This is a genomic window from Pseudomonas sp. FP215 (assembly GCF_030687795.1).
GTDB lineage: Bacteria > Pseudomonadota > Gammaproteobacteria > Pseudomonadales > Pseudomonadaceae > Aquipseudomonas > Aquipseudomonas salmasensis.
On the sequence record NZ_CP117447.1, the window covers coordinates 5,739,324 to 5,762,699 of the forward strand.

The 23,376-nt window shown below is 61.7% G+C and carries 22 protein-coding genes; 7 read left to right on the plus strand and 15 right to left on the minus strand.

Annotated elements, in window-relative coordinates; translation table 11 throughout:
- Window positions 1–21 precede the first annotated feature (21 nt).
- The 9 genes from PSH76_RS25990 to PSH76_RS26030 all read right to left on the minus strand — a co-directional run bounded on the left by PSH76_RS25990 (window position 22) and on the right by PSH76_RS26030 (window position 10,749).
- Entirely contained in the window at window positions 22–486 is a 465-nt protein-coding gene (locus PSH76_RS25990) for a DUF2442 domain-containing protein (protein WP_305493127.1), read from the minus strand.
- Complete coding sequence (locus PSH76_RS25995; protein WP_305493128.1) at window positions 483–911, minus strand: DUF4160 domain-containing protein; 429 nt, start codon at window positions 909–911, stop codon at window positions 483–485. Before PSH76_RS25995 ends, PSH76_RS25990 begins: the two co-directional genes overlap by 4 nt.
- A 134-nt stretch (window positions 912–1,045) precedes the next feature.
- Window positions 1,046–2,374, minus strand: coding sequence for a TolC family outer membrane protein (locus PSH76_RS26000; RefSeq protein ID WP_278917820.1), 1,329 nt, complete (start codon window positions 2,372–2,374; stop codon window positions 1,046–1,048).
- Window positions 2,371–3,693 (minus strand): HlyD family type I secretion periplasmic adaptor subunit, encoded by a 1,323-nt coding sequence (locus PSH76_RS26005; protein ID WP_305493129.1) that lies wholly within the window; start codon window positions 3,691–3,693, stop codon window positions 2,371–2,373. Before PSH76_RS26005 ends, PSH76_RS26000 begins: the two co-directional genes overlap by 4 nt.
- On the minus strand, window positions 3,690–5,438 hold the full coding sequence (locus PSH76_RS26010; protein ID WP_305493130.1) for a type I secretion system permease/ATPase: 1,749 nt from the start codon (window positions 5,436–5,438) through the stop codon (window positions 3,690–3,692). Before PSH76_RS26010 ends, PSH76_RS26005 begins: the two co-directional genes overlap by 4 nt.
- A gap of 170 nt (window positions 5,439–5,608) precedes the next feature.
- Window positions 5,609–6,229: a heme acquisition protein HasA gene (locus PSH76_RS26015; RefSeq protein ID WP_032895212.1), complete on the minus strand. Its 621-nt coding sequence runs from the start codon at window positions 6,227–6,229 to the stop codon at window positions 5,609–5,611.
- An 81-nt stretch (window positions 6,230–6,310) separates the two neighbouring features.
- Window positions 6,311–8,965, minus strand: a complete 2,655-nt coding sequence (locus PSH76_RS26020; RefSeq protein ID WP_305493131.1) for a TonB-dependent receptor — start codon at window positions 8,963–8,965, stop codon at window positions 6,311–6,313.
- A 200-nt stretch (window positions 8,966–9,165) separates the two neighbouring features.
- The gene (locus tag PSH76_RS26025) at window positions 9,166–10,164 is read right to left on the minus strand and encodes a FecR family protein (RefSeq protein ID WP_305493132.1); all 999 of its coding nucleotides are present in this window, start codon (window positions 10,162–10,164) and stop codon (window positions 9,166–9,168) included.
- 63 nt (window positions 10,165–10,227) lie between these two features.
- A complete protein-coding gene (locus PSH76_RS26030) occupies window positions 10,228–10,749 on the minus strand; it encodes an RNA polymerase sigma factor (protein WP_032895209.1) in 522 nt (173 codons plus the stop codon).
- A gap of 206 nt (window positions 10,750–10,955) precedes the next feature.
- Here PSH76_RS26030 and aroQ point away from each other — a divergent pair, with 206 nt between their 5' ends.
- Both aroQ and PSH76_RS26040 read left to right on the plus strand, forming a co-directional pair.
- Window positions 10,956–11,402, plus strand: coding sequence for a type II 3-dehydroquinate dehydratase (aroQ, locus tag PSH76_RS26035; protein WP_003194361.1), 447 nt, complete (start codon window positions 10,956–10,958; stop codon window positions 11,400–11,402).
- Window positions 11,402–12,250, plus strand: a complete 849-nt coding sequence (locus tag PSH76_RS26040) for a shikimate dehydrogenase (protein ID WP_370874616.1) — start codon at window positions 11,402–11,404, stop codon at window positions 12,248–12,250. Before aroQ ends, PSH76_RS26040 begins: the two co-directional genes overlap by 1 nt.
- Window positions 12,251–12,330: 80 nt before the next feature.
- Here PSH76_RS26040 and PSH76_RS26045 read toward each other — a convergent pair whose 3' ends face one another.
- Together PSH76_RS26045 and quiC are read right to left on the minus strand one after the other, a co-directional pair.
- A complete protein-coding gene (locus tag PSH76_RS26045) occupies window positions 12,331–12,996 on the minus strand; it encodes a TetR/AcrR family transcriptional regulator (RefSeq protein ID WP_014720036.1) in 666 nt (221 codons plus the stop codon).
- Between the two features lie 77 nt (window positions 12,997–13,073).
- The gene (gene quiC / locus PSH76_RS26050) at window positions 13,074–14,975 is read right to left on the minus strand and encodes a 3-dehydroshikimate dehydratase QuiC (RefSeq protein WP_305493133.1); all 1,902 of its coding nucleotides are present in this window, start codon (window positions 14,973–14,975) and stop codon (window positions 13,074–13,076) included.
- A 226-nt stretch (window positions 14,976–15,201) separates the two neighbouring features.
- On the opposite strand from quiC, the gene PSH76_RS26055 reads away from it, so the two are divergent.
- Entirely contained in the window at window positions 15,202–16,536 is a 1,335-nt protein-coding gene (locus PSH76_RS26055; protein ID WP_003194368.1) for an MFS transporter, read from the plus strand.
- Here PSH76_RS26055 and PSH76_RS26060 read toward each other — a convergent pair whose 3' ends face one another.
- Window positions 16,537–17,415, minus strand: a complete 879-nt coding sequence (locus PSH76_RS26060; RefSeq protein WP_305493134.1) for a DMT family transporter — start codon at window positions 17,413–17,415, stop codon at window positions 16,537–16,539. It abuts the gene before it with no gap.
- 199 nt (window positions 17,416–17,614) lie between these two features.
- Here PSH76_RS26060 and PSH76_RS26065 point away from each other — a divergent pair, with 199 nt between their 5' ends.
- The 3 genes from PSH76_RS26065 to PSH76_RS26075 are packed head-to-tail and all read left to right on the plus strand — an operon-like array spanning window position 17,615 to window position 19,936.
- Complete coding sequence (locus tag PSH76_RS26065) at window positions 17,615–18,028, plus strand: lipoprotein (protein WP_032895205.1); 414 nt, start codon at window positions 17,615–17,617, stop codon at window positions 18,026–18,028.
- 45 nt (window positions 18,029–18,073) lie between these two features.
- Complete coding sequence (locus tag PSH76_RS26070; protein WP_014720040.1) at window positions 18,074–18,961, plus strand: neutral zinc metallopeptidase; 888 nt, start codon at window positions 18,074–18,076, stop codon at window positions 18,959–18,961.
- Entirely contained in the window at window positions 18,962–19,936 is a 975-nt protein-coding gene (locus PSH76_RS26075) for an alpha/beta hydrolase (RefSeq protein ID WP_305493135.1), read from the plus strand.
- Window positions 19,937–20,069: 133 nt separating this feature from the next.
- On the opposite strand, the gene PSH76_RS26080 is transcribed toward PSH76_RS26075, so the two are convergent.
- From PSH76_RS26080 to PSH76_RS26090, 3 genes are all read right to left on the minus strand, one after another.
- Entirely contained in the window at window positions 20,070–20,657 is a 588-nt protein-coding gene (locus PSH76_RS26080; RefSeq protein ID WP_305493136.1) for an HAD family hydrolase, read from the minus strand.
- Entirely contained in the window at window positions 20,654–21,523 is an 870-nt protein-coding gene (gene tesB / locus PSH76_RS26085) for an acyl-CoA thioesterase II (protein ID WP_032895201.1), read from the minus strand. The genes PSH76_RS26080 and tesB overlap by 4 nt, the downstream gene beginning before the upstream one ends.
- Before the next feature lie 159 nt (window positions 21,524–21,682).
- A complete protein-coding gene (locus PSH76_RS26090) occupies window positions 21,683–22,252 on the minus strand; it encodes a GNAT family N-acetyltransferase (RefSeq protein WP_305493137.1) in 570 nt (189 codons plus the stop codon).
- Window positions 22,253–22,329: 77 nt separating this feature from the next.
- Here PSH76_RS26090 and PSH76_RS26095 point away from each other — a divergent pair, with 77 nt between their 5' ends.
- A complete protein-coding gene (locus PSH76_RS26095; RefSeq protein WP_305493138.1) occupies window positions 22,330–23,250 on the plus strand; it encodes a histone deacetylase in 921 nt (306 codons plus the stop codon).
- Window positions 23,251–23,376: the final 126 nt, after the last annotated feature.

Genomic DNA, 23,376 nt, shown 5'->3' on the forward strand with positions numbered 1-23,376 from the left:
AAGCTCGCTCCTACAGTTTATTCAAGTGTCTGTTGTCTCTGGGGGCTGCGGGACTTCCTTGCGTGGCCGGCCACCCTTCTTGCCATTGGCGCGAGCCGCTGCGGATTTGGCCGCGCTGCTTTTGCGGCCATTGCGCGATGCCACCAGGCTGGTTGCCAGGTCCATCAGCGGCTGGCTTGTAGCGATCAACCCTGTGATCGAAACATCCAGGTCCTGCGTCTCACAGCTAATCGCCTTGCCACCGAACGTCACTTCCAACTGCTGGAAATCCTTCGCTGAAAACCCTTCGAACTCCGGCAGGCCAGCCACCGGCAACACGACGCGGCTGCCATCGCTGAAGCCAATGGAGAGGCTGTCGTTTTCATAACGCACGTTGCTGGCGTTGGCGTACAGACGTTTCAACTTGCGCCCACGGGCGATTGCCTTGTCAACGTCGGCTTCAGTGAGAGGTACATAAGGTGTGACTTTGGCTTTTATGATTTTCATAAATTAATCCCCACGCAATCTGGCGCTCTTACCAGATTCAAAATTGTCCGTTGCGCTACGACGTCGTGCCTGGCGCTCGCGATGACGTAGACACCTTGTCGAATGACCAACCCCGCGACCAACTCGCCAGCGTCCCAATTCCAGGAATGATTCTCCAGGCAAACCGTCTGCAGTTTTTCCCACCAAATCCTGCGTGCCCGTGCCAAGTAGTGCCGCTGCATGATCGCCCCGCGTATCTCTTTCAGAAGTGCTAGGGGTGGCCGCCTCCGTTCAGGCTCTACGTCCCACAACTCAACTTCCCCATCCAGGAAACGGAAACGAAACCGTGCATCCCATCCCTTGCCCCTGACATGCACATGGGGCGGGCAATGCTCATCCCTGAAAAACACCGAAATGACATAGCCTTTGTAAGCACCTACCCTCATCGTAACCCATCCGTTAGGTTATTTTCCGCCAGGTAACAATTTCCCTCTGCCACCCGACAACCGGCTCCTATTCCCGAAGCTGTTTCACAGATTAGTCACCACAAAAAACCCGGCGAATGCCGGGTTGTAACCACTCATGCCGAGGGTTGGAAATACCCGGCCAGTGCCCGCAAGTCCTGCTCGCTCAGCAACCCCGCGTAATACTTCAACTGAATGCGCGCCAGCAGGTAGGCATGCCGGGCATTGGCCAGGTCACGCCGGGCGGTGAACAGTTGTTGTTCGGCGTCGAGAACGTCGAGGTTGACCCGCTCGCCGCCACTGACGCTTTTCTGGGTGGCGGTGACCAGTGCCGTGGCGGACCTGACTGCCATTTCATAGGCCCGCACCTTGGCCGCGCCGCTGGTGTTGAGGTTGAATTGCTTGCGCAACTCCACCAACGTGGCAGCGGTTTGCGCGTCCAGCTCGTATTGGGCCTGGGACAGTTGGTTGGCCGCCTGACGGGTGGAGGCCGAGACCGAGCCACCGGCAAACAGCGGCAGGCTGACCTGGATGCCGACGCTGTTGGTGTCGTACTTCTGGTTGTAGCTGCTTTCTGAATCGGAATGGGTCTTGCGGCTGGTCGCGTACAGGCTGACCTTGGGCAAGTGCCCGGCGCGCTTGCGTTCCACTTCATAAGAGGCCACGTCGAGCGCGTGGTGCTGGGACTTGAGTTCAGGGTTGTTGGCCATGGCCAGTTCACGCCAGGTTTCGAATCGGTTGGGCTCAAGCGGCGCGATCTCAAATGGGCGCGCCAGGGGCGCCAGTTCTTCGATTTGCAGCGGCTGGCCGACAATGGCTTCCAACTCACGCAAGGCACTGTCCTGGGCATCCACGGCTTCGATCTCTTCGGCCTGGGCCAGGCTCAGTCGCGCCTGGGTTTCGAGCACATCGGTACGCGTGCCTTCACCGCCTTTGAGCAGACGGTCATTGAGCTGCAGGCGCTCGGCAAACGCTCGTTTCTGGGCACGGCTCAATTCGATGCGTTCTTGTGCCAGCAAAGCCTGGCTGTAGGCGCCCAGCACCCGCACGGCCAGCTCCTGGCTCTTGCCGCGAAAACGCTCATCGGCCATCAACGCCTGGGCGGTGCCTTGGCGAAAACGCGCATAGGCTTCGTAATCGAGCAGCGGTTGCTGCAAGGTCAGGGCCGAGGCGTAGCTGCGGTAATTGCGGTCGCTGGTGACGTTACCCAGCGCCGTGCTCTGGGTGACCTCGGACTCATTGCGCGAGTTGTTGTAGCTCCATGACAGGTTCGGCAGCAATGCCGCCCGACCGATCACGCGGTTTTCTTGCCCGGCCTCCCGCGCCTGAATCGCCGCTTGAAAGGCTGGGTCGTTGCGCAGCGCCAAGTCATACACATCCAACAACCCCAGGGCGTGCGCCGCCGGTGTACAGCTTAAACAGAGGGTGAACAACAACGCCTTCATTCTTCCACCAGGGCCATATGGGTGCGATCCAGCAAGGGTTTGAACAGGTAGTTGAGCATCGAACGCTCACCGGTCTTGACGAAGGTTTCCACCGGCATGCCCGGGCGGATCTGCACGCCGTCCAGTTGCTGCATGCCCGCCGCGCTGACCTGGGCCCGTAGCGTGTAATACGGTTCATCGGTGCGCTCATCCACCTGGCGATCGGCCGAGACCAAGGTGACTTCGCCCGCCACCCGTGGCGTGGTGGACTGGTTGAACGCCGAAAACATCAATTCAACCGGCAAGCCCGGGTGCACCTTGTCGATCATCTGCACCGGCACCCGCGCTTCCACCAGCAGTGGCTCGCCCTCGGGCACGATATCCATCAGCATCTGGCCGGGTTGAATCACCCCGCCTTCGGTGTACACCTGTAACCCCACCACCACGCCAGACGCCGGTGCGCGGACCAGGCTGTTGGCCAGTTCGAATTCGGCAGAGGCCAGGCGATTGCGCAAGTCGTCGCTGCGGGTGCGGGTCTCGGCCAACTGGCTGCGCAGGTCTTTCTGAAAATCTTCACTTAACTGACGGATGCGCAAACGCAGCTCCAGCACTTGGCGCTGCAACTGGCCGATACGCCCGACATCCTCGGCAATGGCGCCGTCGATTTGCGCATGCAGACGCTCGCTGTCGAGCAGGCGATTGCGCGGGATGTAGCCGTCGCGCGCCAACTCGCGCAGCCCCTGAAGTTGCTCATTCAACGCCGCGCGCTGCAAAACCTTGCTTGCCTGGGAGGCCCGCGTGCCGCGCAACTGCGCCTCAAAGCCAGCGATAGTTTCACGCAGGCCCGCCTGTTCGGTAGCCAGTGCCTGGGCACGACTGTTGAATAGCTGGCGTTGCAGGCTCAGGGTGTTCGCGGCGTCGGGATCGGCCAGCAGCTCGGGGCTGAACACAATGGTCTGCAAGCCTTCACTCTCGGCACTCAAGCGCGCTTCGCTGGCCAACGACGCCAGGTATTGGCTGCGCAATGACTGCATCTGCCCGCGCAACGGGGTTTGCTTCAACCGCAACAACACCTGGCCCGCGCTGACCCGGTCACCGTCACGCACCTGGATACGCTCGACGATCCCGCCCGATGGGTGCTGCACCGTCTTGCGATGCCCCGACACCATGACCTTGCCCGGCACCGCCACGCCCTTGTCCAACGGCGCCAGCGCCGCCCAGCCGAGGAACCCGGCAAAGCCGCCGAGCACCAGCCACCAACCCAGGCGTGAGTATTTTTTGTCATCCAGCGCCAGCACGTTAGACGGGTCACTGAGCAAAATGGGCTTGCTCTGGCTCATGCGGGTTTTCCTGCACCGAGGCGGTAGCTCATGCTCATGGTCGAGACCGGTTTGTTTGCCGCAGTTTTTTGCCGCGCCTCCAGCACTCGCGCCGTGGGGCCGAACGCTTGCATCTGGCCATCCTTGAGGATCAGCAACTGGTCGGTGAGGCTCAGCACGTTGGGTTTGTGGGTAATCAGGATCAAGGTGCGGCGCTGCTGCTTGAGCTGGGTGATGGCCTGCAGCAACGCCTGTTCGCCCACTTCGTCGAGGTTGGCGTTCGGTTCGTCCAGCACGATCAGTGCCGGTAACCCATACAGCGCACGGGCCAGGGCCACCCGTTGCTTTTGCCCGCCGGACAAGCCCGCGCCGCCCTCCCCCAGTTGCGTGTCGTAGCCCTGGGGCAGTTGCAGAATCAATTCATGCACGCCGGCCATTTGCGCAGCGGCGAGGACGGTGTCGGCCTCCACCGCTTCAAAACGCGCGATGTTCTGCGCGATGCTGCCGGCGAATAACTGGATGTCCTGGGGCAGGTAACCGATATGCGGGCCGAGTTGTTGCTTGTCCCACAGGGCCAGGTCGGCGCCATCAAGGCGCACCTTGCCGGCCAAGGGTGCCCAGGCCCCCACCAGCACTCGGGCCAGGGTGGACTTGCCGCACCCCGACGGGCCGATAACACCCAGTACATCCCCGGCCGGCAGGCTGAAACCCAGGTTAGCCAGGGCAGGCCGGCGGCTGCCAGGGGCGCACGCGCTGATCTGCTCCACGCTCACCTGGCCCTTGGGCACGGGCAGGCTCATGCGCGCCGGTCGCGCCGGGTTGTCCTGCAGCATCAGCGACAAGCGCTCATAGGCCAGGCGCGCCGAACCCCATTGTTTCCACACGCCGATCAACTGGTCGATGGGGCTCAGCACACGGCCCATCAGGATCGACCCGGCAATCATCATCCCCGGCGTTATGTCGCCGTTGACCGCCAACCAGGCGCCCAAGCCCAGCACCAATGATTGCAGGGTCAGGCGCACGCCCTTGGACCACGCGGTGACCACCGCAGTCTTTTCACTCGCCAGGTTCTGCTGCACCAGAAACGCCTGGTGCTGGCTGAACCAACGCCCGCGCAAGGTGGCGAGCATGCCCATGGCTTCAATGGTGTCGGCGTTGCGCAGGTTGGCCGTGGCCTGCTGGCTGGCGCTGATCGACAGTTGGCTGGCCAGGGCCATCGGTGCCTGGCTGACATAATGATTAGCCCAGGCCAATGCGATCAGCAGCAACGCGCCAGCCAATGCCAGCAGGCCCAGCCAGGGGTGGAACAGGAAGATCACCAGCAGGTACACCGGAAACCACGGCGCATCGAAAAAGGCGAACAACGCCTGGCCGGTGGCGAACTGGCGCAAGGTGGTCAGGTCGTGCAGGGCCTGGCCCGCCGCCTGGGTGCCACCCTGGAGCTGTGCTTCATAGGCCGCGTCGAATACACGTTGGTTCAAACGCATGTCCATCTGCGTACCGAGGCGAATCACCACCTGACTGCGCACCCACTCCAGCGCGCCCATCAAGCCGAACAGGCCGAGGATCATCAGCGTCAGCATCAGCAGGGTCATCTGGTTGCCCGAGGCCAATACGCGGTCGTACACCTGCAACATGTACAGCGCCGGGGCCAGCATCAGCAGGTTGATCACCGCCGAGAACAGGCCGATGTTGAAGAAGGCGCTTTTATAGGCGGTGAGTGCAGCCAGCATCTCATTCGCGCGCTTGGCACCGGGCCGAGTCATGAAGGGCATCCCATTGAAGAGTCAAGCAAGGGCCCGCCCGGTGCGTTGACAGCACCTGTGGCGCGCCCACAGAATTTGCAGCCGCCGCCGCCCTGGCCTGCAAAAACTCGGGCGGCGACGGTGTTTGAGCAAGGCCGATGAAAGAGCGATCTTTCATCGGCTTTTTTGCATCAGGCGGCCAGGGCGAAGTCGTGCGGCGCGTCCTGAATGCCCACCAGGCCCACATCGGCAGCCGCAAACGCAGCCGGCTCCTGATGGGCCACACCGGCAGCGGCCAGTTGATCGAAGGTGGAGTTGACCGACAGGCTTGGGTCGATGCCTTTGAGCAGGGTGTCGATGGCCGAGGCCAGCGCCGAACTGTCGCCGCTCATCAGGCCGTACACGACTTTGTGCACCTGGCCATCGCGGCCTTCGGACTGCAGGCTCGACAGGCCCAGGTTGGTGAAGCTGACTTCCTGGTTGGCGATGGTGTAGCCACCGCTGCTCGCGCCGCCGGCGAGGGTATCGCCCAGGGTCAGGCCGTCGAGCGAACCCCACAAGGTGTGGGTCGGCGGATTGAACAGGGTGTAATGCAGGCTGCCTTCAGCCACCACCGCCGCATCGCTGACGCTGCTTGTCACGCCATATTGGGTGCCGTCGAACGGCCCCGGGTTGAAACCACCGGTGTTCACACCCTCTTTCACCGAACCTTCACGGTGGTTGAGATCACCAAAGTAAGCCGACCAGTCGTTCAGGTATTGGGCGACGGTGCTGGCGGCGTAGGTCGTGCTGTATGAAATAGAAATGCTCATGCAAAACTCCAAGTCATTGGGTGGTCACTCCCCAGCAAGCCGGTGCCTGCTGTGGTTTTGCCCGTCACTGGGCAAAAGCGGTCAGAACTGATATTCAACGGTGCCCTGCACGGTGCGCCCACGGCCCAGAGTGAAGGCCAGCACATCCCCGAGCGGCACCAGATAGGCGCGGTCGGTGACGTTCTCCATGGCCAGGCGCAGGGTCAATTGGTCGGTGGCGCGGTAGCTGCCATACAGGTCGTAGACGGTGTAGGGCTTCCAGTCAGCGGGGTAGACGCCAGTTTGCGAGGTGGTCACCCCGGCGGCGCCCTTGACGTAGTAGCCGGCGCTGTAGCGGGCACGCACACCCACGTCCAGCTTGCGCTCAAAGAACCGCGCGCCCAGCGTGGCGGTGCCGCGGTCCATGGGCATGTGTTCGGAGGAGCCGAGGATCGCGCTGCACCCCACGCCGGCATTGGCCGCGTCGTCCGGCACCATCGCGTCTACCGGTGCACGGTTACCCGGGCGTTTCTGGGTCTTGGTCACGCCGCCCAGCCACGCGGTTTTGCTGCAGAACTTATTGCTGCCAAGCATGCGCGTGTAGTTGAACTGGCCGTAGGCAAAACCGGCGTCGTAATCGAGTTGGTATTCAAGCCCCCGAAAACGCGTGGTCTCCAGGTTGTTCACATAGGCCGCACTGCCGATATTGACGTTGCCATAACCCGGCGGCTGCACGCCCAGGGCCATATAGGAAAAGTCATCGACCCGGGTGTTGAAGTAGGACACCTTCATGCCCACGCGATCATCGGAAAACAGCAGGTCTTCCTTGAGCACATTGAAGCCGACTTCCCACGCCGTAGACCGCTCCGGCTTCAGGTAAGGGTTGGGGAAAATCGACTCCGAACCGCCGCCGTGGGGCCGGCCGCTGACCATGGTTTCGGTCACTGCCGGCGGGCGCCAGCCCTTGCCATAGGTGGCGAAGAGTTGCAGCCAATCCACACCCGGCTTGACCGACAAGCCAAACGTCGGCGAAAAACGGCCCTCCTCGCGATCCACATCGTAAGTGGTGGGCACACTGATCTGGCGAGTGGTGCCGATGATGAAGGTTCGGGTGTTCAAGCCGGTATCGCCGCGCAGCCGATAACGGTCATAACGCAAGCCGGCGTTGAGATTCAGCCAATCGTCGTAGTCGAAATCCAGGCGCCCGAACAGGCTGCCCATGGCCCGATCACCTTTGGGCGTGATGCTCTCCGCCGCCGAGGCCGTCAGCGCCGAACCCGCCTCTACCCCCTGGTTGGAGTCCGGCCGGACCTTGTCGTAGAAAAACTCCAACCCATAGTTGGCCTTGAGGGTGGCCAGTTCCGTCAGGGCAAAGGTCGAGAGGTTCTGCGCCTGTACGCCGTAGGTATTGGTTTGATAGGTGACGTCGTAAGCCTTGCTGATACCCCGGGCCAGGGTGGATTGGTCGTTGCGGGTATCGACATGGTAGAGCTTGGCCTTGAAGTCGATCAGCGGGTTGTCTGGCGCATAGCTGTAATCGAGCGCGAAGTTCTGCGCCTTGACGTTGCTGCTGCCGAGCTTTTCCCATAACTGGGGCTTTTCGGCGGTCATCATATTGACGTCGTCGTAGTCGACTTCGGTGACCAGGTAGCTCAGTTGCAGACGCTGCTCAACCGGAAGATTAAGCCCCAGCTTGAGCAAGCGTGAACGCATCACCGAGCCCGAATAGGCAACGGTGGAGTTCTTGATCCGCTCCTCACTGGCCGGCATGTACGCCGCGCCGCTACGCAGCTCGCCAATGCTGCCCTTGGTGCCGGGGTTGTAATCGCCGAGGTGACGCTCGCTGGCGGCCAACAGCATGTCCCAGACATCGGTGCCCACGGCAAACGCCGAACTGCCGATAAAGTGCGTGCCGTTGCTGCGCCCACCCAGCCCCGAGGTGAGCCGAATGCGCCCGCCGATTTGCTTGCCATCCTTGAGCAAATCAGCGGCTTCAAGCGTGCGGAAGTTAGCCACCCCGCCAATCACCCCCGCACCGCCCTGGGTGGAGGTCGCGCCCTTTTCGATCACCACCTCGGACAGCAACTGCGGGTCAACATACAGCGTGCCATTGCGTTGCTGGTGACCACTTTGCTGGTAATTCTGGCGCATGCCATCGACCGACATATTGACCCGGCCATAGTCCTGGATACCGCGGATATTCACCGACAACCCTGGGTCTTGCTGGCTGACAGCGGAGTAGACGCCCGGCGCCTCTTCCAGCATCTCGGCGGCATGACGCGGCGGGTTGCGATCCAGCTGTTCGCGCCCCACCACACTCACCGAGCGTGGGGTTGAATACACCCAATCCTGCGGGTGCAGGCCGGTGACCGTGGTGGTGGCCAAGGCCAGGGCACCGGCTTGTTGTTCCACCCGGGTGAGGGTGACCTGGCGATCCCCGGTAAAGCGGTACTCCACCGGGGCGGCGCCGAGCAGGCGGCCCAGGCCTTCCTGCACGTCAAAGCGACCCTTGAGCGCGGTGCTGCTCAGCCCGTGCAGGCGCTGGCTGTCGAACAGCACCTGCAGGCCGGCCTGGTCAGCGAACGCCAGCACCGCACTGCCGAGGGATTGCGCAGGGATATCGAACGTCAGCATGGCGGACTGAGCCGTGGCAGCTGGAGGCTGCGCATAAGCCGGGACGGCCACGGTGAACAACCCCAGGTGAATGGCCAGGGCTAAGCGGCTGCCGGTGATACGCCCCTTGGTGAGTGCTGACATTGGTGGTGATCCCTACGCTGAGCATTTTTTGTTTATGCGAATACTTCTCACCTAGCAAGACGTGCGAGGCGCGGGAAGTCAGTAATATTTTTTGCAGGAGCGAGCTTGCTCGCGAAGAACTTCAACGAAAACGCGGTGCCCTGGGTATTTTCGCGAGCGAGCTCGCGCCTACAGGGGCATCGGTTTTTAACGGGGGAAGGTCAGTAGATCAGGCTGAGGCCAGCCAGCTCCACGCGTTGCACTTGAAGCTCTTGGGTCAGGGTGGCCAGGGCGCTGTCGAGCATGTCCAGGCGGAAGACGCCGCTGACTTCGCGCTCGCCCAGGTCCGCGTTAGCCAACACCACACGCCCGGGGCGGTAACGGTTGAGTTGCTCGATGACCTTGGCCAGCGGCTGCCGGTCGAAGATCAACACACCACGGTGCCAACTGGTGGCGCGATCCACATCAAACTGATCCAGGCTGACCACCCCGTCCTGGGGGCTGTAGCGCGCAGCCTGGCCCTGTTGCAGGACCTGCTCGGCAGGGCCGTTTCTGGGTGAAGCCGGCACTGACACTTCGACGCTGTGTTGCAGCACACCCACCCAGGCCTGGCTCTCGCGTTCACGTTCGACCACAAACCGTGTGCCCAGCGCCCGGGTCTGGCCGCCGGCACTGTGCACCACGAACGGTCGGGTTTCTTCGCCGGCCATCGGCGCCACCTGAAAAATCGCCGAGCCCTGGAGCAGGTTGACGCCGCGCTGTACGCCGTCGTACTCAAGGCGAATGGCGCTGTCGGAATCCAGCTCCACCACGCTGCCATCGGCCAGGTGCACCGTGCGCACTTCGCCTTTGTGCGTGACGTAGTCGGCCTGCAAGCGCAGCAAGGCATCCGGCCCGCGTACCCAGCCGATGCCCGCCGCCACCACGATCAGCGCCACGGCGGCCGCACGTTGCCACGGCCGTCGACGTTTGGCGCGGCGCAAGGGTGTAGCGGCCGCGGGCGGGCGCTGTCGGTGTACAGCCTCGTCCTTGTGCACCTCGCCCAGCGCCGCCCAGGTCTGTTCGGCAAACCGCAGGGCCGCTTCGTGGCGGCTGTCGCGGGCGATCCACTGGCGCAGTTCGGCTTGTTCCTGTTCGCTCAAGGCACCGGCGTGCAGACGCACCGCCCACTCGGCGGCCGCCTCGGTAATGCTGTGCTGTTGCGGTCCCTGGCTATTCACGTGTGAATCTCGAATTCTCGTTATATAGACGCTGTGACGTCTGGCCTGGCGTATTTCGGTAATTCATTGGTCGGATGGCGTCACCTCGCCTTCCTGCAAGCGCTGCATCACGTACGCCAAGGCCTTGGCCAGATGCTTTTGCACGCTGCTGTCGCTAATGTCCAGATGCCGGGCGACCTGAGCGTGGGTCATGCCTTCGATACGGTTCAAGCGGAAAATCTGCTGGGTGCGCGCCGGCAATTCCGAAAGCGCCTGCTTCAATGCCTGCCGCTGTTGCTGCGCCATTGCCTGAGCCTCCAACCCGGCCACGTCATCTTCAATCTCGGCCAGCGCCTCGTGGGGCACGGTGTCGGTCTTGCGCCGTGCTTCCTGGCGAATATGGTCGATCAGCAGATTGCTCGCCGTTCGATAGAGATAACCCTGGGAGTTGTCGATACGCTCACCGGCCGGTTTTTCTGCCAGGCGCAGGAAGCTCTCCTGCACCAGGTCTGCGGCCAGTTGCGGGTCCCGTACCCTGCGGGCCAAATACCCGCGCAGCGTATCGGCGTGCTTGAGAAACAGGCCCTTGAGATCCACGTCCGACAAACCGACTCCCTGGAATGTTAAGGAAACAGGCGGGCATCTTAAGCGTTGTCGAGAATGATTTTCAATTGATATCTAATCCGATTGAGCCTAGCGTTTGCCTTGATTAAACGTTCGATCACCGAACAGATCCGCTGCCATCCATTGACCAAATTAACCAACCAGTACATTTTGATTCCACAACCAATAAGAACTGTGGAGAAGCCTCTATGCCGCCCATCGTGCTGGTGCTCAACGGCCCCAACCTCAACCTGCTCGGCACCCGCGAGCCTGCCACTTATGGCCATGAAACCCTGGCCGACATTGCTGCCCTGTGTGGGCGCAGCGCCGACAAACTCGGGCTGACCATCGAGTTTCGCCAGACCAACCACGAGGGCGAATTGCTTGACTGGATCCACGCGGCCCGCAACCGCTGCGCCGGTATCGTGATCAACCCGGCGGCCTGGACCCACACCTCGGTCGCGATCCGTGATGCCCTGGTGGCCAGTGAAGTGCCGGTGATCGAAGTGCATTTATCCAACGTGCACGCCCGTGAAGCCTTTCGTCATCACTCGTTTGTGTCACCGATCGCCAAGGCCGTGCTGGCCGGGTTTGGCAGCCATGGCTACCACCTGGCCCTGGAACATTTCAGCCATACGCTGAAGGGACGCACCTGATGAAACCACGCATTCTCGCCGGCCTGATCGGCGCCGGCATCCAGGCCTCACGCACCCCGGCACTGCACGAACAGGAAGGCGACGCCCAGGGCTTGCGTTACCTGTATCGCCTGATCGACCTGGAGCCGCTGCACCTGGACCTCAACGCCCTGCCAGAATTACTGCGGGCCGCCGAGCTGATGCACTTCACCGGGCTGAACATTACCTACCCGTGCAAGCAGGCGATCCTGCCGCTGCTCGATGAACTCTCCGATGAGGCCCGGGGCATTGGCGCGGTCAATACGGTGATGTTCAAGGATGGCAAGCGCATTGGCCATAACACCGACTGCCTGGGGTTCGCCGAAGGTTTTCGGCGCAACTTGCATAACGTACCGCGCCAACGCGTGGTGCAAATGGGCGCCGGTGGCGCGGGCGCGGCAGTGGCCCATGCACTGTTGGCAGAAGGTGTGGAGCAGTTGAGCATCTTCGATGTCGACCGCACCCGCGCCCAGGACCTTGTGGATAACCTTGCCCGGCAGTTCGGTGCCGGTAGCGCTCAAGTCGGCAGCCACCTGGAAAACGCCATGGCCGAAGCCGATGGCCTGGTGAACACTACGCCGATGGGCATGGCCAAGCTGCCCGGCACGCCGGTGCCAGCCGCATTATTGCGGGCCGAATTGTGGGTAGCGGAGATCGTGTACTTCCCGCTGGAAACCCAACTGCTACGTGACGCTCGCGCCTTGGGTTGCCGTACGTTGGATGGCGGCAATATGGCGGTGTTTCAGGCGGTGAAGGCGTTTGAGTTGTTCTGCGGTGAAATGGCGGATGCAGACAGGATGCTGGCGCATTTCCAGAGCATGAATACCTAGGGATGCAACCCCATCAAAATGTGGGAGCTGGCTTGCCGGCTCCCACATTGATTGTGGTTCAGCCATGAAAACGGGTGTTCTCAGGCTTGCAGATAGCGCAGCACCGACTCGCAAATCATTTCCCGGTGGCGCTGCTTGATCGCCTCATCCGACAGTTCGATCTGGAAAATCTCGCTGAAGGTGTGCCGGTTGGACACCCGATAAAAGCTGAACGAGTTGATCAGCAAGTGCACATCCAGCGGCTCCAGCCCTTCGCGAAACAGCCCCAACTCAGCCCCGCGGCGCAAGGTCTCTCCCAGCCCTTCCAGGATTTTGCTGTTCATCGCCTTGATGGTCTCGGTGCGCTTGACGTACTCGGCGTTGTGGATATTTTCGATGCTGACGATGCGCACGAAGTCCACGTTCTGGTCGTGGTGATCGAAGGTGAACTCGACCAACCGGCGAATCGCCTCACGGGGTTCCAGGGCGGTGAGGTTCATGCGCGTTTCGGTGTTGCGGATATCGCCGTAGAGCTTCTCCAGCACCTCGACGTATAGCTGCTCCTTGCTGCCGAAGTAGTAATAGATCATGCGCTTGGAGGTATGGATGCGCTCGGCGATGGCGTCCACGCGTGCGCCGGCCAGGCCCTGCTGAACAAACTCGACAATGGCTTCTTGCAGAATATTTTCGCGGGTCTTTTCCGGATTGTTCTTGCGACTCTTGCGCGGTGCGTCAGCTACCGCGGGGAGATCGGGACTCGAGGTCATGGTGCGCTCACGGCCATTGTTGTGCAGGCGCTGATTATGGGCCGCGGCGCTCCCCGAAGGAAGCACCCACCCTGCCCTTATAAACGGGCCTGGCGCACCGCACCGCTGCGCGACTTGGCCATCGCCGCCAGACGCACCGCCACGTTAGCCGCGCCGTAGCCGGCATAGCCGTGCTTGCGCTGGATGATCTCGAAGAAAAACCGCCCTTCGAACGGCTCGGTGTACACATGAAACAGCTCACCGCCCTGGGCGTCGCGGTCGTACAGCACGTTGTAGTACGCCAGTTCGCTGAGGAACTCATCGTCAAAATCGAAGCGCGCCGCCAGGTCGTCGTAGTAGTTGAGTGGGATATCCAGCAGCGGCACACCGGCTTCCTTGGCCCGGCGTACTTGCGCAAAAATGTCCGCGCAATCAAACGCAATATGGTGCACACCCGAACCGCGATAGCTGGAGAGCGCGTGGGAAATCGCGGTGTTGCGGTTTTCGGAGATATTCAGCGGCAGGCGAATAGAGCTGCAGCGGCTGCGCAATGCACGGCTTTTCACCAGGCCGTAAGGGTCGGGCAACACCACTTCATCGTCGGCTTCGAAATCCAGCAGGCTCTTGTAGAACAGCACCCAACTGTCGAGGCTGTCGGCCGGCAAGGCCATGGCCATGTGGTCGATGCGCAACAAGCCGCTGCTGGCGGGTGTGGCCGCCTGCAGGTTGAAATCGGTGTCGTACAGCCCGCCTTCGCTGGGGTCGACCAGGTAAATCAGGCTGCCGTCCGGCGCACGTACGGCGGCCAATTCCAGCTCGTTGGGGCCGACCAGGCCGCGATAAGGCTGGCCCTTGTAGGCCACCGCCCGCTCCAGGGCCTTGGCACTATCCTTGACCCGCACCGCCGTGGCGCATAACGACGGGCCATGGGCCTCGAAAAAGTTATGGGCGAAGGAATAGGGTTCGCAGTTGAGGATCAGGTTGATATCACCCTGGCGCAGCAGGCTCACATTCTTCGAGCGATGCTGGCCGGCCTTGGCGAACCCCAGGCGTTCCAGCCAATTGCTCAGCTTGGCGCCGAGGCTTTCATCCACGGCAAATTCCAGGAATTCGATCCCGTCGTACTCGCTGGCCGCCGGGGTTTCAAACAGGATGTCCACCGGCGTAGCGGGGGCTTCCTGCGCCAGGCGCTGGCGGGTTTTTTCTTCCAGGTACAGCAACGAGCGCAAGCCATCTGCCGCATTCGCGCGGGTGGGCGCGGCGCGGAAACCATCGTTGAAAATTTCCAGGGACAAGGGCCCGGTGTAGCCACTTTTGATGATCGGCGCGAGAAAGCCCGCCAAGTCAAATTCGCCCTGGCCTGGGAAGCAACGGAAATGCCGGCTCCACTCCAGCACATCCATGGCCAGGATCGGTGCGTCGGCCATCTGCACGAAGAAAATCTTGTCGCCGGGGATCTGGGCGATGGCACTCGGGTCGCCCTTGAGCGACAAGGTGTGGAAGCTGTCGAGCAACACACCGAGGCTCGGGTGGTCGACCTGGCGCACCAGGTTCCACACCTGCTGCCAGGTGTTCACATGCTTGCCCCACGCAAGGGCTTCATAGCCGATGCGCAGGCCGCGCTTGCCGGCGTGTTCGGCCAGCAGGCTCAGGTCATCGAGCAAAATACGTTCGTCGCCCACGCTGTCGGCCGAGGCGTTACTGCACACCAGCACCAGGTCGGTGCCCAGTTCCTGCATCAAATCGAATTTGCGTTCGGCACGTTCCAGGTTGCGCGCCAGGCGATCGCGGCGGCAGCCTTCGAAGTCGCGAAACGGCTGGAACAGGGTGATGGCGATGCCCAGGTCGGCACACATCTGCCTGACTTCCCGGGGGCTGCCGTCGTAATACAACAAGTCGTTCTCAAAGATCTCCACCCCATCAAACCCGGCGGCGGCAATGGCTTCGAGTTTTTCCGGCAGGGTGCCGCTCAAGGACACAGTGGCAATAGAACGTTGCATGGAAGACTCCCGGCAATTGTTGTTTGTGGCAAATTATTCGCCCCCAGCCTACAGGCAGCAATTAAAATGTACGAACCGGTTAGTTTTTGGTGCGATTATCGAACACTAAGCCCCTTTTGCGAATTGACGACTTTTTAACCACTGCGCACCATCGACCGGGCAATTCGTTCACGTAACAAAGACCCAGAACACACCATAAGAATTTCAAAAAACGGGTACAAACCTCATGCCTCTGCAAAATCCAGCCCTGGCCGCGCGCCCGGGCAACCCGCACGCCGGTATCGGCGACAAGATCCGCGGTGCCCTGGCCGTGGGTAAAACGCGCTGGGGCATGCTGGCCCTGGTGTTCTTCGCCACCACCTTGAACTACATCGACCGCGCCGCCCTGGGCGTGATGCAACCGATCCTCGCCAAGGAAATGAGCTGGACGGCGATGGACTACGCCAACATCAACTTCTGGTTCCAGGTCGGCTACGCCATCGGCTTTGTGCTGCAAGGCCGCCTGATCGACCGGGTTGGCGTCAAACGTGTGTTCTTCTGCGCCGTGCTGCTGTGGAGCCTGGCCACCGGCGCCCATGGCCTGGCCACCTCGGCGGTCGGCTTTATGGTCTGCCGGTTTATCCTCGGGCTGACCGAAGCGGCCAACTACCCGGCCTGCGTCAAGACCACACGCTTGTGGTTCCCGGCGGGTGAACGCGCAGTGGCCACCGGTATCTTCAACGCCGGCACCAACGTCGGCGCAATGATGACGCCCATGCTGCTGCCGTTGATCCTGCACGTGTGGGGCTGGCAGGCAGCGTTCCTGTGCATGTCGGCACTGGGCGGTATCTGGCTGGTGCTCTGGGGCTTGAAGTACTACAACCCGGAAGACCACCCCACCGTTAAACAATCCGAATTGGACTACGTGCAACAGGAAGTCGAACCGGAACAACCCCGCGTGCCGTTCAGCCGCATCCTGCGCATGCGCGGCACCTGGGCCTTCGCCCTCGCCTACTCGCTGACCGCGCCGGTGTTCTGGTTCTACCTGTATTGGCTGCCGCCGTTCTTGAACCAGCAATACAACCTGGGCATCAACGTGACGCAGATGGGCATTCCACTGATCATCATTTACCTCACCGCCGACTTTGGCAGCGTGGGGGGCGGGATCCTGTCGTCATTCCTGATTGGCCGTGGGATGAACTCGATCAAGGCGCGGCTGTTGTCGATGCTGCTGTTCGCCTGCTGCATCGTCGGCGTGATCATGGCGGCGGGCTCCAGCCAGCTGTGGGTCGCGGTGTTCGCCATCTCCCTGGCCATCGGCGCGCACCAGGCCTGGACCGCCAACATCTGGAGCCTGGTGATGGACTACACGCCCAAGCACATGATGAGCACGGTGTTCGGCTTCGGCGGCATGTGCGCGGCCATCGGCGGCATGTTCATGACCCAGATCGTCGGCCATATCCTCACGGTGACCAACAACAACTACACGATCTTGTTCACCCTGATCCCGGCGATGTATTTCATCGCCCTGGTGTGGATGTACTTCATGGCGCCGCGCAAGATCCCAACCGTAGACGTTTAACTAACGCCGCCGCTGCTGCCAGGCAGCGGCCAACCCGCTCATGCAGATCACCCCGATACCCACCACCGTGGTCATATCGGGGGTATGGCTGAACACCAGCCAGCCCAACAACCCCGCAAACACGATCTGGCAATAGCCAAACGGCGCCAGCAAGGCCGGCGCCGCGAAGCGGAACGCCTGGGTGAGCATCAGGTGCGCGGTCATCCCGCAGGTGCCCAGCGCCAGCATCATCACCGCGTGCCACAGCGTCGGCACTTGCCAGAAGAACGGCACCATCGCACTCATCACCAAGGTGTTGCACAGGCCGGCGAAGAAGTTGCTGGTGGTCGGGCTGTCGTATTGGCTGAGGATGCGCGTGAGCAACTGGTAGAAACAGAAGAACAGCGCCGAGCACAGCGGCAGCAATATCGCTGGGGTAAACAACTCGCCGCCGGGGTGGATGATGATCACCACGCCGATAAACCCGCAGATCACCGCCAGCCACTGGCCACGGGTCACGTGCTCACCCAGCAACGGCACCGACAGCGCCGTCACCAGGATCGGCGCCAGGAAGTTCACCGCTGTGGCTTCGGCCAACGGGATGTAATGCAGCGCCGTGGTGAAGAACAGGCTGGTGCCCAACAGGCATAACGCCCGCACTACCTGCATGCCCGGCCGTTTACTGCGCAACACGCGCAGGCCCGATTGCGGCAGGAAGATCCCGGCCATCAGCAAGGTGTGCACCATGTACCGCGCCCACACCACCATCACGATCGGGTAGAACCCGGCCAGGTATTTGGACAAGGCGTCGTGGCTGGAGAACAGAAACGTCGCCAGCACAATCAGCAGGATGCCTTTGAACGGATGGTTGACGCCGGAGAGCGGGGTACTGACAGTCATTGAATTCTCTTGTGTGGCGAGCGGGACGCTGAGCACTGAACCAAGTAGCGCTCAACCCGGTAATCTAGCAGCCGGGCCGGAGTCTGCCCCAAGAGCATAACCAAACACCGGGCGAACAGCGCACTAAATCGATGGATCCGAGTCCAACGCTGCACGCTCGCCCCGGCGTTGCACACTTTTTAACCAAGGCCTTGCCGCTATGAAAAAAATCCTCTTTGCCCTGTCTGCCCTCGCCCTGCTCGCTGCTTGCGATAAAGCCCCGAAAGAAGCCCCCAAGCCCGCGCCCGCTTCCGTGCAAGCGACCCTGGTACCAGAGACCCCGCCCACCGATAAATGGGTCGGCAAGTGGATCGGTGTCGAAGGCTTGCACCTGACCATCGCCAAAGACGACAGCATTGGCCGCGGCCACTACCTTCTCACCATGCAATACGGCCTCGACGCCGATGACGCTGGCACCTTCAAAGGTGAGGCCACTGACGACGGCATCGCCTTCACCCGCCCCGACGGCCCGCAGCTGTTGCGCGCTGGCGATGGCGCCGCCACCGGCTTGAAGTGGCTGGCAGATAAAAAAGACTGCCTGATCGTTGCTACTGGCGAAGGCTATTGCCGTTAATACCGACCATAATCAATCACGGTTAGCACACAGAGGATTGCTCCCATGCTATGGAAAAAAGGCCGACGCAGCGACAACGTGGTGGATGCCCGTAATGACAGTGGCGGCGGCGGTGGCGGTATGCGCTTCGGCGGCGGCAAGGGCCTGAGCCTCACGGCCATCGTCCTGATCGTCGGCATTGGCTGGCTGACCGGCCAGGACCCGATGCAGATTCTTGGCCAATTGACCGGCCAGATGGAGCAGGCGCCGTCGGTCAGCACCCAGCCGCGTCAGGCACCGCCAGCCAACGATGAGCAAGCCGACTTCGTGCGCGCGGTACTGGGCGACACGGAAGACACCTGGGGCCAGGTGTTCCAGGAAAACGGGCTGGCGTATAAGAACCCGAAACTGATCCTGTTCCGTGGCCGGGTCAACTCTGCCTGTGGTGGCGCCACCTCAGCCAGCGGCCCGTTCTACTGCCCGGCTGACCAGCAGGTGTACCTGGACCTGGACTTCTTCCGGGAAATGTCGCAACGCTTCCAGGCCGCCGGTGACTTCGCCCAGGCCTACGTGATCGCTCACGAAATCGGGCATCACGTACAAACGTTGCTGGGCATCTCGTCCAAGATCCAGGCGGCGCGCCAGCAGGGTCGGCAGATGGAAGGCGACGGCGGCCTGCTGGTTCGCCAGGAACTGCAAGCCGACTGCTTTGCCGGTGTGTGGGCCAACCATGCGCAAAAACGCCTGAACTGGCTGGAACCCGGCGATATCGAAGAAGCCCTGAACGCGGCCAATGCCATCGGCGATGACCGCTTGCAGCAGCAGGGCCAGGGACGCGTGGTACCGGACTCCTTCACCCACGGCACCTCGGCCCAGCGCGTACGTTGGTTCAAGACCGGCTTCGCCCAGGGCCAGATCACTCAATGCGATACCTTCGCGGCCAAGAGTCTCTAAATGATCAAACGATTGGGGTTACTGCTGGGTATGCTCGTGTCCTGTTGCACCTTCGCGGCCGAACACGGCGTCAAGGTGGTCAGCCCCGATCGCTTTCATCTGGAGGCCGGCGACCTCAGCCTGGGCCTGAGCCAGGATTGGCGCCAGCCGCTGCCCAAGGTCACGCGCGCATTGATCATCGTGCATGGCCGCCTGCGCAATGCGCAAACCTACCTGCAAAGCGGCATCGACGCCGCCGCGCATGCCGGGCTGGGCGGCAGTACGCTGGTGATCGCACCGCAGTTTGTCAATCAAACGGACGTGAAGCGTAACCACCTGGACGATCAGGTTTTGCGCTGGAAGGGCAACGACTGGATGGCCGGCGAAGGGTCCACCGGCCCAGGGCAGATCAGCTCTTATGGCGCTCTGGACCAGATCATCAAGCACTTGGGCAACCGCAAACTGTTCCCGGCACTGAAAGAAATCGTGATCGCCGGGCATTCCGGTGGCGGCCAAGTGGTGCAGCGCTTCGCCCTCACCGGCCACGATCACCCATTGCTGAACACTGAAGGCATCCGCCTGCGGTATGTGGTGGCTAACCCGTCGTCCTATGCGTACTTCAGCCCGCAACGTCCGGTGACGTTCGATGCAACCAGTTGCCCGGGCTTCAACGACTGGAAGTACGGCATGCAAAACCTGCCGGGTTACGTGGGTGACCGAGGTGCCCAGCAACTGGAACAGGCCTACGTCTCACGCGACATCACTTACCTGTTGGGCCAGCAGGACACCGACCCCAACCACCCGGCGCTGGATAAAAGCTGCGAGGCCGAGGCCCAGGGCGCGTATCGGCTGATGCGTGGGCACAACTACTTTGACTACCTCAAACAGCGGCATCCGCAGTTGGGTCACAGGCTGGTGGAAGTGCCGGGGGTGGGGCATGACGGGGACAAGATGTTTACCTCGCCAGAGGGAGAAAAGGTGCTGTTCATGCAGTAGTCACTGACGAAACCCAATAAAAAATGTGGGAGCTGGCTTGCCTGCGATAGCGGTGGGTCAGTCGACACGCTATCAACTGACAGTCCGCTATCGCAGGCAAGCCAGCTCCCACATTTGATCTCTGTCGCCTGGGTTAGATCATTCGGCGCAGCGCCGCACAATCCTCGGCATGCCAATCCGCCAATTCCGGCCACGGGTTGTCCGGCAGGTTCACCAACACCGTCTTGGCCCCCGCTGCCCGACCACAATCCAGGTCAAAGCGATAATCCCCAACCATCACCATCTGGCTCGGTGCTACGTCCCAAGCCGCCGCCAGCTTCAGCAACCCACCCGGGTCCGGCTTGTGCGGCGCATCATCGCGCCCCAGCACATCCTCAATGGCAAAGCAGTCCGCCAGGCCAATCGCTTCCAGGGTGATATGCGCCAATTCCCGCGCATTACGGGTCAGGATCCCCAAGCGATAACCGCGCCCGGCCAATTCCCGTACCAGCTCAACGGCACCTTCGGCCGCAATGGAACCCAGCGCCAGTTCGCGCTCATGCTCCAGCAACCAGGCATGTTTGGCCTCTGCGACATCTGCCGGCAATGCCGCGAGGTGCGTGAGAATGTCGTCTTCAGGCGGGATCTGCAGCGCCACGCGGATAGCCGCAAAGTCATGCACCGCCACCGTGAGCGTGCCGTCCATGTCAAACACCCAGTGCTTAACGTCGCAGAGGCTCATGCCCAATCCTTGCGATGGCGGATCAAACCTTCCTGGGTCACCGACGCCACCAGTTGCCCGGCGCGGTTGTACACGCTGCCCCGGGAGAAACCTCGGGAGTTGCCGGCCCACGGGCTGTCCATGGCGTACAACAACCAGTCATCGGCACGCAGGTCGGCGTGGAACCACAGCGCGTGATCGAGGCTGGCGACTTGCATATCCTTCTGCCACACGGTCTTGCCATGGGGCAGCAGCGAGGTGGTCAACAGGCCAAAGTCCGAGGCATAGGCCAGCAGGTATTTATGCAGCGCTGGCGTGTCCGCCAAGGCACCGTCGGCACGAAACCACACGTACTTGACCGGGTCGGACGGCTGCGGGTTGAACGGGTCTTTTTCGGTGACCGGGCGCACTTCGATGGGCTTGGGGCACAGCAGCTTGTCGCGCATGTGCTCGGGGATCAGGTGCGCACGTTGCTGGGTCAGCTCCAGCTCCGACGGCAGGTTTTCCGGGCCCACTACCACCGGCATGGTGGTCTGGTGCTCGAAGCCTTCTTCGTCGTACTGGAACGAGGTCGTGCAGGTGAAGATCGGGTTGCCCTTTTGAATCGCGGTGACACGACGCGTGCTGAAACTGCCGCCATCGCGCACGCGGTCCACCGAATACACCACCGGCAAGGCCGCATCGCCAGGGCGCAGGAAATAACCGTGCAGGGAATGCACATGCCGCGCTTCGTCTACGGTCTGGCTGGCCGCCGACAGCGATTGGCCGAGCACTTGGCCACCGAACAGTTGGCGAAAGCCCAGGTCCTGGCTGCGGCCGCGAAAGAGGTTTTCCTCGATCGGCTCCAGGGTCAGCAAGTCCACCAGATCTTCCAATACTTGGCTCATTGAAACTCTCCTCAAAGCAAAACGGTATCTACCTGTAGGAGCGAGCTTGCTCGCGAAGGTCGTTAACGATGACGCAGCGCTTCTGGTTTACCGCAGCGCTCTTGCGTTCTTCGCGAGCAAGCTCGCTCCTACAGGTTTCTGTTGAGCATGACCGCCTGCTTATCCGTGCAGCGTGTCCAACCATTGGGCGCGGGTGATGCGGTACAACACGTGAGGGCGCAGCGGGTCACCGGCTGCGACTTTCGGGTGTTCAAAATCTGCCTGCGGATCGTAATGCATACCGATGGCCTGCATGACTTTTTGTGAGGGCAGATTGCTCTCGGTGGTGAAAGCCAGGATTTCGTCCAGTTGCAGGCGGTCAAAACCACAGCGCAACGCCGTCCAGGCGGCCTCACTGGCATAACCCAGGCCCCAATGCTCACGGGCCAGGCGCCAGCCGATTTCCACCGCCGGGGTAAAGCCGGCTTCGAAGCTGACATTCGCAAGCCCCGTCAGGCCGATAAACTCACCGGTGTCCTTGCGCTGCAAAGCCCAGAAACCAAAGCCATATTCAGCAAAATGCCCGCGTATCCGGCCAATCAGCGCCGCGCTTTCCAAGTGGCTCAATTGCGCCGGGAAGTAGCGCATTACCTGCGGGTCGGCGCACATGCGCGCAAACTCCGGCAGGTCGCTGTCGCGCCATTGGCGCAGCACCAAGCGTGCACTTTCCAATTCCAGTATCGGCTCCATGGGTCCCCCCTGCCTTGCCATGTGCGTGAGTGTACAGCGCTGTTAAGATCCTTCGCAGGTTCCCGTCAGAAAATCCCATGCCCTTGCCATTGATCTACCACGAAGACTACAGCCCTGAGTTCCCGGCGGACCACCGGTTCCCCATGGACAAGTTTCGCCTGCTGCGTGACCACCTGGTGGACAGCGGCCTGACCCAAGACAGCCAATTGCTGCGCCCGTCGCTGTGCCCGGCAGACATTTTGGCCCTGGCCCATGAACCTGGGTATATCGAACGCTACATGGGCGGCGAACTGTCCCGCGAAGACCAACGCCGCCTCGGCCTGCCCTGGAGCGAAGCCCTGGCCCGGCGCACGGTGCGGGCGGTGGGCGGCTCGATCCTGGCCGCCGAACAAGCCCTGGAACATGGCCTGGCCTGCCATCTGGCGGGCGGCACCCACCATGCCCATTACGATTATCCGGCGGGTTTCTGCATTTTTAATGACCTGGCGGTAATCAGCCATTACCTGTTGGCCAGCGGCCGGGTCAATCGTGTGCTGATCTTCGATTGCGACGTGCACCAGGGCGACGGCACTGCACGCATCCTGCACGACACGCCGGACGCCATCACCGTGTCGCTGCACTGCGAAAAGAACTTCCCGGCCCGCAAGGCCCAGAGCGACTGGGACATCCCGCTGCCCATGGGCATGGGCGATGGCGATTACCTCAAGGTGGTGGATGACGCGCTCAATTACCTGCTGCCGCTCTACCAGCCAGACCTGGTGCTGTACGACGCCGGCGTGGATGTGCACAAGGACGACGCCCTCGGTTACCTCAAGCTGACAGACGCAGGCGTCGCCGCCCGTGATGAAAGCGTGATGCGCCACTGCCTGGGCCGCGACATTCCAGTAATGGGCGTAATCGGCGGCGGCTACAGCAAGGACCGCCCCGCCCTCGCCCGCCGCCACGGCATCCTGCACCACAGCGCGCAGCGGGTATGGACGTCATCAGGCTGTCATTGAAGTGTGAGCGTTACCCACAATGCCTGTGGAACGGCCTGTGGATAACTTGAGCGTAAGCGGCTGCAAGCGTTTGGGAGCATGGCCTGTAGGAAAGTGTACGTTTTTTGATCAGGCAGCGCCGTCGTG

What these genes read in the sequence shown, in the direction of transcription:
- PSH76_RS25990 (WP_305493127.1), bottom strand. Translation starts at nt 486, where the DNA reads ATGAAAATCATAAAAGCCAAAGTCACACCTTATGTACCTCTCACTGAA.
- PSH76_RS25995 (WP_305493128.1), bottom strand. Translation starts at nt 911, where the DNA reads ATGAGGGTAGGTGCTTACAAAGGCTATGTCATTTCGGTGTTTTTCAGG.
- PSH76_RS26000 (WP_278917820.1), bottom strand. Translation starts at nt 2,374, where the DNA reads ATGAAGGCGTTGTTGTTCACCCTCTGTTTAAGCTGTACACCGGCGGCG.
- PSH76_RS26005 (WP_305493129.1), bottom strand. Translation starts at nt 3,693, where the DNA reads ATGAGCCAGAGCAAGCCCATTTTGCTCAGTGACCCGTCTAACGTGCTG.
- PSH76_RS26010 (WP_305493130.1), bottom strand. Translation starts at nt 5,438, where the DNA reads ATGACTCGGCCCGGTGCCAAGCGCGCGAATGAGATGCTGGCTGCACTC.
- PSH76_RS26015 (WP_032895212.1), bottom strand. Translation starts at nt 6,229, where the DNA reads ATGAGCATTTCTATTTCATACAGCACGACCTACGCCGCCAGCACCGTC.
- PSH76_RS26020 (WP_305493131.1), bottom strand. Translation starts at nt 8,965, where the DNA reads ATGTCAGCACTCACCAAGGGGCGTATCACCGGCAGCCGCTTAGCCCTG.
- aroQ (WP_003194361.1), top strand. Translation starts at nt 10,956, where the DNA reads ATGCCGCCCATCGTGCTGGTGCTCAACGGCCCCAACCTCAACCTGCTC.
- PSH76_RS26040 (WP_370874616.1), top strand. Translation starts at nt 11,402, where the DNA reads ATGAAACCACGCATTCTCGCCGGCCTGATCGGCGCCGGCATCCAGGCC.
- PSH76_RS26045 (WP_014720036.1), bottom strand. Translation starts at nt 12,996, where the DNA reads ATGACCTCGAGTCCCGATCTCCCCGCGGTAGCTGACGCACCGCGCAAG.
- quiC (WP_305493133.1), bottom strand. Translation starts at nt 14,975, where the DNA reads ATGCAACGTTCTATTGCCACTGTGTCCTTGAGCGGCACCCTGCCGGAA.
- PSH76_RS26055 (WP_003194368.1), top strand. Translation starts at nt 15,202, where the DNA reads ATGCCTCTGCAAAATCCAGCCCTGGCCGCGCGCCCGGGCAACCCGCAC.
- PSH76_RS26060 (WP_305493134.1), bottom strand. Translation starts at nt 17,415, where the DNA reads ATGACTGTCAGTACCCCGCTCTCCGGCGTCAACCATCCGTTCAAAGGC.
- PSH76_RS26065 (WP_032895205.1), top strand. Translation starts at nt 17,615, where the DNA reads ATGAAAAAAATCCTCTTTGCCCTGTCTGCCCTCGCCCTGCTCGCTGCT.
- PSH76_RS26070 (WP_014720040.1), top strand. Translation starts at nt 18,074, where the DNA reads ATGCTATGGAAAAAAGGCCGACGCAGCGACAACGTGGTGGATGCCCGT.
- PSH76_RS26075 (WP_305493135.1), top strand. Translation starts at nt 18,962, where the DNA reads ATGATCAAACGATTGGGGTTACTGCTGGGTATGCTCGTGTCCTGTTGC.
- PSH76_RS26080 (WP_305493136.1), bottom strand. Translation starts at nt 20,657, where the DNA reads ATGAGCCTCTGCGACGTTAAGCACTGGGTGTTTGACATGGACGGCACG.
- tesB (WP_032895201.1), bottom strand. Translation starts at nt 21,523, where the DNA reads ATGAGCCAAGTATTGGAAGATCTGGTGGACTTGCTGACCCTGGAGCCG.
- PSH76_RS26090 (WP_305493137.1), bottom strand. Translation starts at nt 22,252, where the DNA reads ATGGAGCCGATACTGGAATTGGAAAGTGCACGCTTGGTGCTGCGCCAA.
- PSH76_RS26095 (WP_305493138.1), top strand. Translation starts at nt 22,330, where the DNA reads ATGCCCTTGCCATTGATCTACCACGAAGACTACAGCCCTGAGTTCCCG.